Consider the following 13,022-nt stretch of genomic DNA (forward strand, 5'->3'; position numbering starts at 1 on the left):
TTTATTTGTTAAAATTTATTATAACTTGAGCTTTCACGATATCCTCGAAAGCTATTTTTGTTTCTTTCTGTACTTTATGCTTGCCTTTCCCAACGGGTTTTGGCTCTTTTGCTGTCCACTTCAGGTGGATTTTACCGTCTTCAACGCCAACTAAATCGGCTTCAATCTTTTCTTCCTTGGTGACTACAGCTAATTTTCGGCCTACATTTTTTTGATATTGTCTAGGGTAGGTGAGAGGTTCTGTAGCTCCACAGGAAGCAACTTCCAATGCGAAGTCTTCGATTTCTCTATCCAGATTGTGCTCAATAGCTCTGCTAATATTCACACAATCCGAAATGGATAAGTCTCTGTCACCATCAATAATTACCTTGATGTTGTTACCTCCAGTAATTTGTAAATCGATGAGAAATAGACCTTTATCTTCTTCTAAACCTTCTGTTACCAAGGTCATAATCTGCTCTTTCTCTAAAGCCATTCTATACTTATAAAAAGAGGGGACTAATTTGTCCCCTCATATTCAAAACTTTGCAAATGTAATAATAATTTATCAGTTATAAAAGAGCCTGTTTTTTATAATTTGAAGTAACTTTAATTGTCTTTTAAGTTTTTAACCATGAAACGCATACTCGTTCCTACGGATTTTTCTCAAGAAGCCAACAACGCGCTCAAAGTTGCCGCTCAAATTGCCAGACATCATGACAGCGAAATCTTTCTTGTGCATTTGCTTAATCTCCCCTTGCAACTTATAGACCCCTTAAATGAAGGAGTGGCCGGAGACCTTCCGGAATCTTTGTTTTTTATGAAGCTTGCTCACAAGAAATTTACAGAGACCTTTGATAACATGAGTCATTATCTGGAGGGAATCCATGTTCATGAAATTGTTGAGTTTGATGAAGCTTTCGATGGAATCATTTCTGTTGCCAAGAAACATGATTGCGATCTTATCGTTATGGGGTCCAGTGGTTCTGATGGTTTGAAACAAATTTTTGTAGGCTCCAATACCGAGAAGGTAGTTCGGGTATCCACGATTCCTGTTCTGGTCATTAAAGATGAAATACCCATTTTCAAAATTAAATCTTTTATGTTTGTCTCCAGTCTTGGTCTTAACAGCAGATCGGCCTTTAAAGCTGCTTTAAAGTTCTCCAAAGTTCTTGAAGTGGATTTGCAACTCGTTTATATCAACACGCCTTATAAGTTTAAAACCACAGCCGAACTGGATGCTTTGTTTAATAGTTTTACCCAGGACACAGCTTTGAATCCTTCTCATTTTCATATTTATAACGATCGGACTGTTGAACGGGGTATTCAAAATTTCGCTTCTAAAATGAATGTGGATTTAATTGGAATCGGCACTCATGGCAGAAAGGGGATTTCTCACTTTATGAATGGCAGCCTGACTGAAGACGTGATTAATCACTTAAAAAAACCGATTATAACCTTTAAAATATAGTTTATAACAGAGATTTTTTTAAACCTTCCAGATGAAATGTCCAGACATAATTCCAAAACGATTTGGTGGTATTTCTTTCAACATTTTTTAAGGGACGGGTTTGGCCTGCATTGTTATTGCGTATTAAGGCATTGCTCATAAGACTTGCGAAACTGTTTTTTGAGCCATTCTTGTTAAGAATATTGACTTTTAGATTTTCATAATTGAGACTAAAATCACCATTCATTTCAGTATTGTTACCATAAGCTGATGTTTTCATCTCATCTATTTTTCCATCCATCTCCATTCTCATGGCTGGCGCAAAAAAGCCATTGATGGATCTATCTTCAATTTGTCTCAAGTTCGTAGACACATAAAACTGCTCATGATCTGGAACTAAATTTAAGTGGAACACAATTTCAGAATCTTCAGAAAACCTGGCTTTGGCCTCGGCTTTTATTTCAGGATGCTCTGCCTCAAGAGTATTGTGAATGTTCAAAACCTGAGCCTGTATAGCCTTAATTCTGATTCTGCCCGGTTGCCTGTCGGGTTTTATCAATTCTCCGTAAGTGATGTCAAGTTCAGATATCAGTAAGGAATCTATGTCAAGTTCAAAGTTGAGTTCCCTCAAAGCCTGGCTGTAAAGCGGTTTATATGAATTGTCATCTAACACCGTTTTGTCCCTGTAAATATCAAAATTTGTAGAGTCCATTTCAATTTTACGCGATGACACATGGAGTAAATTGTCTTTCTTTTGAAGTCTGAAACCCGAAATCTTTAAGGATTTAGATTTTAAATCCATCAAATCTTTTTCGGTTTGGATATGGTTTACATACTCGCTTTTGGTAAACTTTGGTGTAATGCTAAAATTTGTGAATAAGAGCTCTTTATCGTAAAAATCAAAGGCTTCGGAATTCAAATCGTGCAAGGTGTCCATCGTATATCTCAGGTTTTTCGCATCGATTTTCAGGGTTTCATTGTTTAGCCATGCATAGTTTTTGTCCAGTGGCCAGGTTATATTTTCAGCTTTGAGATTCAGCTGGACTACTTCAAAAGCGATTTTATCCTTACCTGTAAGTGTGATGTTTGCATCCTTTAACTGAAGTTTCTTAATGATAAGGTCTTTTGATTCCTTATGCGCTTTGGACTCAAGGTTTGAAGAGGTGAAAAGTTTTAAATCCAATCTGCTGACGTCAATACGTTCAATGATGAGTTGGTTGTTCATCAGAAGTGGAACAAGGGCTACATCCAGCTCCATGTCTTTAATCTTAATATCCATGGCTGCATCATCGAACTTCACTTCCTCCAGGGAAAAGATTCCTGTCAGTGCGTTGACATAGTAGCTGGAATAGTAGAGCGAATCTACCTCCGCTAAATGTGTTTTGATTTTTTTAGAAACCCAAAAATTTGCGATAAAAAACAAAGCTATTAAAAGGACAAGGGCAGCAATCGCATATCGATAAAAAGGTTTCATGCTCAATTTATTTAAAAATTGAATTTACGTAAAATACACTAGAATGGGCGTGTTATAAGGTTTTTGAATCGTGTAAAAAAAGAACAGGCGTTTCGAGACGACTTAGGGAGTTGTGAGAGGTGCTGAACAGGTCCTGGAAAATGCTCAGGTTCTTAGCCATCACCATAATCAGGTTGAATGTATTGATGCTGCTCACTTTAGGGGAGAAATCGATTTCTTCCACGCTCTTGAATTCCAAAGAATTGATCGCTTTGGAAATAAGTTTTTTAGCCTGCTTCCTGTTGGGGCCTAAGGTTTTGCTGAGGCCGATGGGCAGGAGAGAAAGATGTGTTTGTTTTACAAAGGATAACGAATTTAAAATATTGAAAATGCTGTATTCAGAAGTGATCGAAAAGTCCGTTGGCAATAATGCGGTTTTTGGTAATTCCAGGCGAGTCTGTTCCGGAACCAGGACTACAGAGCATTTAACCTTGGTGATTATCTCCAGGGTTTTTTTATCGAAAAACAATCCGGTACTGTTAATGTCTTTGCTGGAGTTCCCTAATAAAATCAGATTGATATGTTCTTCATGGATTACATGCCGTATGCTTTCAATGTATGGACCTTCAATGAATTTCGTTTGAATGTCTTTTTCATCATAGCCCTTAAATTGGAGGAACTCCTGGTCTGTTCTTAATTTTTGACTAAAAATAAGGCTGCATTTCCCTTTGCAGCTTTCTTTTTGATAGGGCATCTTGATATGTAAAATTGTGAAGTTGACGTCCTGATTTTTAAACAGCATTGCAGCATAATCCAGCATATGAGTGGATAATGGTGAAAAGTCAGACAGCAATACTACATTCATAGATAAAAGTTCTATGACTGCAAAAGTAAAAGGAGAATCAAATTCAAAATATGATAAAAATCAGATTCTCTTTTATTGATTTATTTTTCTGAGCTATTTAAACAATTTGTTCCAAAGCCTCAAAATCATTGATCTTGATGTTTCTGCCTTCCACGTCGATAATGCCTTCTTTTTTGAAGGTGGAAAGGGTTCTGATCAAACTTTCTGAAGCAATACCCGCTACAGCAGCAAGATCTGCTCTGGAAATTCGGATTTGGCTCAGTTTGTTCTTCTTCAAGCGCTCAGAAAAGAGCAAAATGCTTTGGGCTGTTTTCTTTCTTACAGAGCTGTAGGCCATTTCCATGAGCTGAGATTTGGTCTCGCTCAAGTGGTCTCCAAGATGATCAATGAATTCAAACATGACCTCCGGATGCTCGTTGAACAGGCTTTTCACCTTTTCAATAGAAATTTCATAAACGCTAGTATCTTCCAGTGCTGAAGCAAATTCATTAAGACTGGATTGTTTTGTAAAACTCATGCTGCCAAAAATATCATTGACCTTGTGAATACCCGTAATGAGCTCCTTACCGTTATCTTCAAGTTTGTAGGTTTTTACCACGCCTTTATCAATGAGGTAAATCGAATTTGAAGATTGTCCGCTTTCAAAAATGGGGTCACCAGTTTCGTAAATCTTTAATTTCTCTTTTCTAAACACATCCTTTAAAGCCTCAAAGGTTTGAGGTGCCGTTGTCAATTTTTGGTGGTTAGCACCGGAGTTTAAGATATCAGCTTTGGCCAGTCTGCTTTCTATGGCATCTACCAATTCATCTTCTTCAAAAGGCTTGGTCAGGTAATCGTCTGCTCCAAGATTCATTCCTTTCCTCACATCTTTATGATCGGTTTTGGCGGTTAAAAAAATAAAAGGAATTTTTCTCAAAGCCTCATTTTTGGATAAGTTATCCAAAACCTGATAGCCATCCATCTCCGGCATCATAATGTCACAAACGATGACATCCGGAAAAAAGACTGGGGCTTTTTCCACCCCGATTTTCCCGTTGGAGGCGGTTTCAACCTCATAATTTGACAGCTCAAGGAGTTCTGCCGTATTTTCTCTTACCGTTTTATCGTCTTCGATTAATAAAATTTTCTTACTCATGTGACTTAGGGATTTCTATATAAAATGTCGTGCCTTCGCCTTCTGTGGACTCAAAGCAGATGGAGCCGTTTAAGTTTTCGAGATGCACCTTGGCAATGTTCAAACCAATGCCGGTTCCTTGGTTGTTTAATGCATTTTCCGCCCTGAAATAGCGCTCAAAAATGTGTTTTTGGTCTTCCTGTGGTATACCAATGCCTTCATCTTTTATTCTGAATCGAATCAGATTAGACTCTGTGGGGTTTACTTCAAAATAGATCGTCGTGTCCTCTGAAGAATACTTGATGGCATTGTTTAGTAAATTGGACAAAACCAGTTCTAAAACATGCTTGTCCTGCTTTAAACTGATGTCTGGAAGGTCTCGGGGATAAACGATTTCCTGTCCGTCCTTTAAAGTGATATTGGCGTTGTAAATGACTTCGTTTACTAGGGTGATCAGGCTAAATTCTTCAAATTTATACGTGACTTTGCCGGATTCTAAGCGTTCTATAGACAGAAAATCATTTAAAATTCCAGTGAGATAATGCACCTTGTTTTTGATGGTATTCAGATGTCGCTCTCGTTTATCCTGTTGCTCGGTTTGAGTGTATTTCTTGGCTAAAGTGGAAGAGGTTAATATGCCGCTAAGAGGAGTTTTAAACTCATGCGAGACCAGGGATAAAAATTTGGTTTTTAACTCATTGAGTTCGATTTCCTTCTGCAGTGCTTTTTTGGTTTTAGTTTCAGCCAGTTTTCGTTTATGGACTTCACTTTCCAGCTTGGAATTGAGATGTTGTAATTCCTGAATGGTTAATTTCAGTTCCTCTGTTCGCTGTTCAATTTTGCGCTCCAAGCCTTTGTTGAGTTCCTCTATTTCCTGTTGTTGAGTTTCTCTTTGCGTGATGTCACTTATCAAAGACATGACGTAACGCTTCCCTTCAAATTGAAAGGGGTTAAGCCCCGCTTCGACGGGAAAGATCTCTCCGTTTTTTTTGAGGCCGTAAATATTTCTGCCATGACCCATCTGCCGTTTTTCAGAATTGTCTATAAACTTATCTACGTGCTTGTGATGATTGGATCTGTAATTTTTGGGGATGAGAATATCCAGGTGTTTGGCGATAAGCTCTCCTTTTTTATAACCAAACATAGCTTCAGTAGCAGAATTGACTTCAACAACATGCTGAGTTTCATCTACTACGATAATTCCCTCTGAAATGCCTTCAAAAAGAAGATTAAAGATTTTAGAATTTTTTTGAAAATCGGTCTGACTCACATTTAAATGGTTTTAATTAAAATCTCTGTCCAGGGTTGGGACCTGCTTTCAAAACAACACATAAGTTTCCGGAACTAAGATAAGCAAGGTTGAACTTTGTTTCGTGAAATTCAGTCTTAGAAAAATTGGATTCTGTTTGAGGAAATGCATGCATAGCGCAAAAGAATACTAAAGCAATGCATATTTTATTCATGGATGTTGGTTTTAGGCAAATATAAGGTTTCAAGCTAAGTTTGGATACCTTAGGTCGAAATGAATGCTTATTTTTGTTCAAATTTAAAACAATAGCCATCGAAACTAAAACGCATAAAGCAGGATTTGTAAATATCATAGGCAATCCAAACGTCGGAAAATCTACATTGATGAATGCTTTTGTTGGGGAGAAACTTTCCATTATCACCAATAAAGCACAGACCACACGTCATAGAATACTGGGAATTGTAAATGGCGAAGATTTTCAAATGGTGTTTAGCGATACGCCCGGCATATTGAAGCCCGCTTATGAATTGCAAAGTTCTATGATGGATTTTGTCAAATCTGCTTTCCAGGATGCGGACGTTCTCCTCTACCTAGTGGAACTTGGAGAAAAGGCGTTGAAAGATGAAGCTTTTTTTCAAAAGCTACAGCATGCCCAAATGCCCGTGCTTTTACTCTTGAATAAGATTGACAAAGGAAACGAGGCCTTGCTGTTGGAGCAGCAAAAGCACTGGCAGGAACAGCTCCCTGATGCGGAAATTTTCGCGATTTCAGCACTGGAAAATTTTGGAGTGGCAGAAGTATTTAATAGAATTCTGGAACTGCTCCCGGAATCTCCTCCCTTTTACCCCAAAGACCAGCTCACCGATAAACCTGAGCGATTTTTTGTCAATGAAAAAATCAGAGAAAAAATCCTGATGCATTACAAAAAGGAAATTCCTTACAGCGTTGAGGTGGAAACCGAAAGTTTTGAAGAGTCCGATTCCATAATTCATATCAGAAGTGTGATCATGGTTGAGCGTGAATCGCAAAAGGCGATCATTTTAGGTCATAAAGGGACGGCTATAAAACGAGTGGGGACTGAAGCCAGAAAGGATCTTGAAAAATTCTTCGACAAGAAAATACACCTGGAAACCTTTGTGAAGGTTAATAAGAATTGGCGTAGCAACCCGAATCAACTCAAGCGATTTGGCTATGACAAGACTTAGCCGATAAGCTTGGACAAAACCTTGAGCAATTGTCTGGACTGTGGTGTTGCTTTTTGCCGGTTTCGGCGGGCAAAAAAATAAAGGGCTATCCAGGATAAAACAACGATAAACATTAGGATATAAACAAGCGTATTGGACTGGCCTAAGGTCATATTCGTATAAAGCCAAACGAATAAAGCCACAAAAGACAATCCTAAGAAGAAATGCACAAACATGAACATGGTCCACAGGTTTGGGTCAGGTCCAAAGCTGCAGTGCAAAATGCTTAGGTCTCCTTTTTGTTCAATTTCGAGATGCAAACGCGGAGAATAATAGGTTCTGTCGGCTTTTGGAATGGACAACCAGATGTGATCATCCAACTGCTTAATTTCTACTCCTCGCACCAGGGCATCGTCTTTTCGAACTGAAAATTCTTCGGCAATATTCATACCGGTAACTTCAACTTTGAAACTGGGTTTGAGTTGAAGCTGCTCGTTTAATTCTTCAATGCGGATGAGGTCGGCCATGATATTTTAAAGGTCAAAATTTACGTAAATTTTGTAAATTACAGCTTTCGTGAAGTATTCTACTTTATGAGCAATTAAAGACGTAACTTTGCAAATTATTTAAAATACAAAAATGAATAGCATTGTAGCCGTTGTAGGCCGACCAAACGTAGGAAAATCCACCCTTTTTAATAGAATGATTAAGCGGAGGGAAGCTATCGTAGATTCTGTTAGTGGCGTGACTCGAGACAGACATTATGGAAAATCAGACTGGAACGGTCGTGAATTCACGCTTATTGATACCGGAGGCTATATAGTCGGCAGTGATGATGTGTTCGAAAAGGAAATTGATAAGCAGGTAGAGTTGGCGATTGATGAAGCGGATGTGATTGTTTTTGTAGTCGATGTGATTTCAGGAATAACGCCCATGGATGAGGATGTAGCCAAATTGCTTCGCCGTGTGGACAAGCCTGTTGTCCTTTGTGTCAATAAAGTAGATTCCAATAAAAACAGAACCGATGCTCTTGAGTTTTACAACCTTGGGCTTGGTGAATATTACAGTATTTCTGCCACAAGTGGCGGGGGTACCGGTGAACTGCTGGATGCTATTGTTGAAAAACTTCCTGAACGCGAACCGGAAGCAGAGGAGGATTTACCCAAATTTGCCATCGTCGGTCGACCTAATGCAGGAAAATCTTCCTTTATAAATGCCCTGCTGGGAGAGGAACGCTACATTGTTACCGATATAGCAGGGACAACAAGAGATTCTATCGATACGCGTTACACCAGGTTTGGGTTTGATTTTAAACTTGTGGATACTGCAGGAATCAGACGTAAGGCAAAAGTGAAAGAAGACCTTGAGTTTTACTCAGTGATGCGAAGCGTAAGAGCCATTGAAAATGCCGACGTATGCCTGATCGTCTTAGATGCGACACGAGGTTTTGAAAAGCAGGATCAAAGTATATTTTGGCTGGCAGAAAAAAATAGAAAAGGCGTTGTGATTTTGGTGAATAAATGGGATTTGGTAGAGAAAGAAACCAACACCATGAAAGAATTTGAAGCCAAAATACGACAGGAAATTTCTCCGTTTGTAGATGTACCGATTGTATTTATTTCGGTCTTGAATAAGCAGAGAATTTTTAAAGCTATTGAAACGGCGGTTGATGTTTATAAAAGTAGAAGCACAAAAATAAAAACACGATTGCTCAATGATATCATGCTACCTATTATTGCTGAAAACCCACCGCCTGCTTTGAAAGGGAAGTATGTGAAAATTAAATTCATTACTCAGTTGCCAACGCCACAACCTCAGTTTGCCTTTTTCTGCAACCTGCCACAGTACGTAAAGGAACCTTACAAGCGTTTTCTTGAAAATAAATTAAGACAAGAATTTGATTTTAAAGGCGTACCGATTTCTATTTATATGCGGAAGAAGTAGGTTTAAAGAATTAGTCTAAGTTTTTCAAAATCCAATTAAACAATTGGATTTTTTTTTAGTCTTAGGTCTGTTAACCGACAAACCTATCATGAAAAACATTCTATTTGCTTACATATTCTTTTTTACTGTTTTTACGTCTTTTGCCCAGGAATATACGATTAAGGGTCAGGTATCCGATAGTGTTTCTGATGCTTATTTGAGTTCAGCCACTGTTTTTGTGGAGACCTTAAAGGATTCAACCTTATTGAATTACACCATTACAAATAGCTCTGGCAATTTTGAACTTTCAGTTAAAACAAAAGAGAGCAGAGCTCGATTAAACATCAGTTTTGCGGGGATGAAGCCTTACGTGGAAACCATTTCACTTTCGGAGCCATCCATCGACCTTGGTGTAATCAAACTTGAGGAACTTACCAATAATTTGGATGAGGTGCTTATTAATGTGAACCGTGCCCCAATAACCATTAAAAAGGATACCTTAGAATTTAATGCGTCTTCTTTTAGTACTCGGCCAGATGCCAATCTGGAAGAAACCCTGAAGCAACTGCCAGGAGTAGAAGTGGATGCTGCGGGTAACATCACCGTCAACGGAAAACCGGTTCAAAGAATTTTGGTGAATGGGAAAGAGTTTTTTGGCAACGACCCCAAGATTGCAACCAAGAATTTACCCAAGGACATCATCAATAAAATTCAGGTGGTAGATACAAAAACCCAATCTCAGGAATTTACGGGAGAAGAAGGGGATTCTGAAAACAAAACCATTAACATCACCATAGATGAAGATAAAAATAAAGGGTACTTCTCCAGAGCTACTTTAGGTGGCGGTACAGATGACAGGTATGAAATGAGTGGAATTGCCAATTATTTCCAAGATGAATTGCGACTTAGTGTTTTAGCAAGTTCCAATAACATTAATAGTAGCGGTTTTACTTTCGATGAAGTTTTTGATGCTATGGGAAGACGCGCAAGATCCATCACAGTGAGTGGAGGTAGTTTTGGGATAAACGGACTCAACTTTGGAAATAATACGGGTATTACTAAGTCAGAGACAGCTGGTCTTAATTTTGTAAATGAATGGGGAGAGGAGTACGAGTTGGCTGCAGATTATTTTTTTGGAAATAATAAAACGGATACCCGGACGTCGACAAGGAGAGAGAATATTCTTCCAGATCGACGGTTTTTCACCAACTCTGAAAGCAATGCAACTAGAGATAACAATTCTCACCGAGGTAATGTGAATTTCACCTTTAAGCCAGATACGCTAACTAGGATTAACATCAGGCCCTCAATAAACGGGAACACAGGAACAACTGAAAGCTCCAGTATTTCCCAGTCTTTAGATGAACAAGGAAACCTTATCAATACATCCGAAACTGAAAACAGAAATGATAACTTGAATTTCACTTTTAGTAATGATTTGTCCATTACCAGGAAGTTTGGGAGTAGAGGTGCGTTTCTGAGTTTTTCTTTTGAAAATGAAAACAACAAAAGTGAAAGCGACAACTTTTTCTTTTCCAGTAGGGAAACCTTTGGCGCTAATCCAAGCACACAAATCCAAGATCAATTAATTTCTGAGGATAACAATTCTGACACATATCAACTTGAAACTCGCTATCGATCTGTAATGACTGATAATTTATTTCTGGATGTAGAATATTCTTATGAAATTGAATCCAGTAAGAATGAAAGAAGTGTTTTTGATTTCGATAATACTACCAATAGTTATTCAAATTTTAATGAAGACCTGAGTAACGAATTTAAAGTAAAAGGAGAAACTCATATTCCAAGCCTTGGTTTACGTTATGAAGGCGATAAATTGAGAACAGGCTTCAATCTTGGTCTGCTCAATACACAATTAAGAACTGAAAATTTAATTCAGAATATTGAATTCAATAATGACTTTAATAATCTGTTTGCAAGTGCCAATATTAGATATGAATTTGAAAGGTCCAAGCGGATAAGCTTATATTATAGAAATAGTAATAACATTCCATCCATTCAGCAATTACAACCGGTAAGAATACAAACGGATCCACTTAATATCATAGAGGGGAATCCCAATTTAAAGCCATCTTTTAATCAAAACGTGAGTTTGAATTATAATAACTTTGATTTTAAATCGCGTTCAGGTTATGGTTTTTATATGTCTTATAATTACACTTCAGACCAGGTAGTGCAGGTTACAGAAACCAATGAAGACTTATTGAGAACAACTACTTATGATAATATTAGTGGAGCACAGAATGCAAATATTAACTTTTATTATAGTAAGCAAATTAAAGCAGTAAATAAAGACACTTATCGGCTAAGAGGAAATCTCTCTGGTCAATACGGTAAAAATTTAGGGTTTACTAACGGTCAGCAATTTGAAAGTGAAAATTATGTGGTATCCCCTTATTTGGGTGTTACCTACGAAAAAGACCAAGTTATAACTTTAAACCCTGGTTTTGGTCTGGATTATAACCTTAGGAATTTCAATATAAATTCCAATAGAAATGAAGAGTTTACCAATCTTAATTTTTCACTGGAAGCGACAACTTACTGGCCAAAAAATGTAGTTTTCGGTAATGATATTACTTACTTCAAGTATGGTAATGTTGCAGCAGATTTCAGATCAACTTCCTTGCAATGGAATATGAGTCTTGGTTATCAGTTTTTAAAAGACAATGCCACTTTAAAATTTAAAGTTTACGATTTACTAGACGAAAATATTGGAACGCGAAGACAGACTGGAGATGATTTTGTTCAGGACACCGATCAATTGATACTGGAACGTTACTTTATGTTGAGTTTTACTTATAAGTTCAGTAAATTTGGTGGTAAAGATCCTAATAATTCGAGGCGAAGGTTTTAATCCTATATCAGACGTATGTTAAACTCAATAGACTAGATAAATAACTAAGTTCTGTGTCCGGTTTGGGTAGTTTGTAAAGTGAATTAGATTAACAAACTACCCAATGGGATTTGTACTTTACCAGCTACCACCAGCGCCGCCTCCGCCAAAGCCGCCGCCGCCGAATCCTCCACTAAAGCCTCCGCCCCCGCCGAAGCCTCCGGAAGAGCTGCCGCCGAAACTACCGCCGCCCATGCTTCTTCCCATGCTCCCCAGAATGAGGAAATCGAGTAAGTCCGGACCTCTGCCGTGATTGCCTTTGCCAGAACCACCGCCTTTATTTTTTCTTGCAATCAAAATGAAAATAACGACAAATATAAGTATAGGGAAGATGGCAAATCCCCAGCCCACATCTTTGCTGCTGGATGTTTTTACCTGAGAGGCATCAAATTTCCCGGCAATAACCTCAAAAACGGCAGTGGTGCCTTCATCTATGCCTTCATAATAATTTGCTTTTCTGAATTCCGGCAGGATGATGTTTTCAATGATGGTTTTGCTTGTGGCGTCTGTAAGGTAGGGCTCTAAGCCGTAGCCAGTCGAAAACCAGATTTTCGCTTCTTTTTTAGCGATAAGAATAAGAAGTCCGTTGTCTTCCTTTTTTTGTCCAATTCCCCACTTCTGGCCCCACTCTGCAGCGTAAGTGCCAATATATTCACCGTTAAGAGAATTGATGGTAGCTACAACGATTTGAGTAGATGTTGTATCGGCATAGGTTTCCAGCTTTAGTCTAAGCTTTTGTTCTTCTGCTTCCTTAAGTAGATCAGCAGCGTCATAAACCGCCATTTCTTTGGATGGCTTTTCCGGAATTTCAATTTGTGAAAATCCAGTAAAACTGAAACCTGATAGCGTGAGTATGCTGAATAAAACTAATCTTTGTAATGACTTCATAAA

Annotated in this window: 11 protein-coding genes; 4 read left to right on the top strand and 7 right to left on the bottom strand. The window is 38.2% G+C overall.

Going from position 1 to position 13,022, the window contains the following annotated elements; genetic code table 11:
* Nucleotide 1: 1 nt before the first annotated feature.
* Nucleotides 2-475, bottom strand: coding sequence for a ribosome assembly cofactor RimP (rimP, locus tag G3567_RS12035; protein WP_164005568.1), 474 nt, complete (start codon nt 473-475; stop codon nt 2-4).
* 138 nt (nt 476-613) lie between these two features.
* Here rimP and G3567_RS12040 point away from each other — a divergent pair, with 138 nt between their 5' ends.
* Nucleotides 614-1,450: a universal stress protein gene (locus G3567_RS12040; protein WP_164005569.1), complete on the top strand. Its 837-nt coding sequence runs from the start codon at nt 614-616 to the stop codon at nt 1,448-1,450.
* 1 nt (nt 1,451) lies between these two features.
* Here G3567_RS12040 and G3567_RS12045 read toward each other — a convergent pair whose 3' ends face one another.
* The 4 genes from G3567_RS12045 to G3567_RS12060 form a co-directional block, all read right to left on the bottom strand.
* A complete protein-coding gene (locus G3567_RS12045) occupies nt 1,452-2,903 on the bottom strand; it encodes an AsmA family protein (protein ID WP_164005570.1) in 1,452 nt (483 codons plus the stop codon).
* Nucleotides 2,904-2,955: 52 nt separating this feature from the next.
* Entirely contained in the window at nt 2,956-3,747 is a 792-nt protein-coding gene (locus G3567_RS12050) for a universal stress protein (RefSeq protein ID WP_164005571.1), read from the bottom strand.
* 97 nt (nt 3,748-3,844) lie between these two features.
* Nucleotides 3,845-4,882 (bottom strand): response regulator, encoded by a 1,038-nt coding sequence (locus G3567_RS12055; protein WP_164005572.1) that lies wholly within the window; start codon nt 4,880-4,882, stop codon nt 3,845-3,847.
* A complete protein-coding gene (locus tag G3567_RS12060) occupies nt 4,875-6,131 on the bottom strand; it encodes a PAS domain-containing sensor histidine kinase (RefSeq protein WP_164005573.1) in 1,257 nt (418 codons plus the stop codon). The genes G3567_RS12055 and G3567_RS12060 overlap by 8 nt, the downstream gene beginning before the upstream one ends.
* Nucleotides 6,132-6,397: 266 nt before the next feature.
* Between G3567_RS12060 and era the strand changes: the two genes are divergently transcribed.
* Nucleotides 6,398-7,315 carry a GTPase Era gene (gene era / locus G3567_RS12065; RefSeq protein ID WP_205521228.1) on the top strand — a complete coding sequence of 306 codons (918 nt, stop codon included), beginning with the start codon at nt 6,398-6,400 and terminating at the stop codon, nt 7,313-7,315.
* Here the strand turns inward: era and G3567_RS12070 are convergent.
* Complete coding sequence (locus tag G3567_RS12070) at nt 7,312-7,821, bottom strand: hypothetical protein (protein ID WP_164005574.1); 510 nt, start codon at nt 7,819-7,821, stop codon at nt 7,312-7,314. The genes era and G3567_RS12070 overlap by 4 nt on opposite strands.
* Nucleotides 7,822-7,933: 112 nt before the next feature.
* Between G3567_RS12070 and der the strand changes: the two genes are divergently transcribed.
* Both der and G3567_RS12080 read left to right on the top strand, forming a co-directional pair.
* Nucleotides 7,934-9,238 carry a ribosome biogenesis GTPase Der gene (gene der / locus G3567_RS12075; protein WP_164005575.1) on the top strand — a complete coding sequence of 435 codons (1,305 nt, stop codon included), beginning with the start codon at nt 7,934-7,936 and terminating at the stop codon, nt 9,236-9,238.
* Nucleotides 9,239-9,326: 88 nt separating this feature from the next.
* Nucleotides 9,327-12,092: an outer membrane beta-barrel family protein gene (locus G3567_RS12080; RefSeq protein WP_164005576.1), complete on the top strand. Its 2,766-nt coding sequence runs from the start codon at nt 9,327-9,329 to the stop codon at nt 12,090-12,092.
* 117 nt (nt 12,093-12,209) lie between these two features.
* Here G3567_RS12080 and G3567_RS12085 read toward each other — a convergent pair whose 3' ends face one another.
* Nucleotides 12,210-13,019 carry a TPM domain-containing protein gene (locus G3567_RS12085; protein WP_164005577.1) on the bottom strand — a complete coding sequence of 270 codons (810 nt, stop codon included), beginning with the start codon at nt 13,017-13,019 and terminating at the stop codon, nt 12,210-12,212.
* Nucleotides 13,020-13,022 lie beyond the last annotated feature (3 nt).

This window comes from Psychroflexus aurantiacus (assembly GCF_010820555.1).
In the GTDB taxonomy this organism is placed as follows: domain Bacteria; phylum Bacteroidota; class Bacteroidia; order Flavobacteriales; family Flavobacteriaceae; genus Psychroflexus; species Psychroflexus aurantiacus.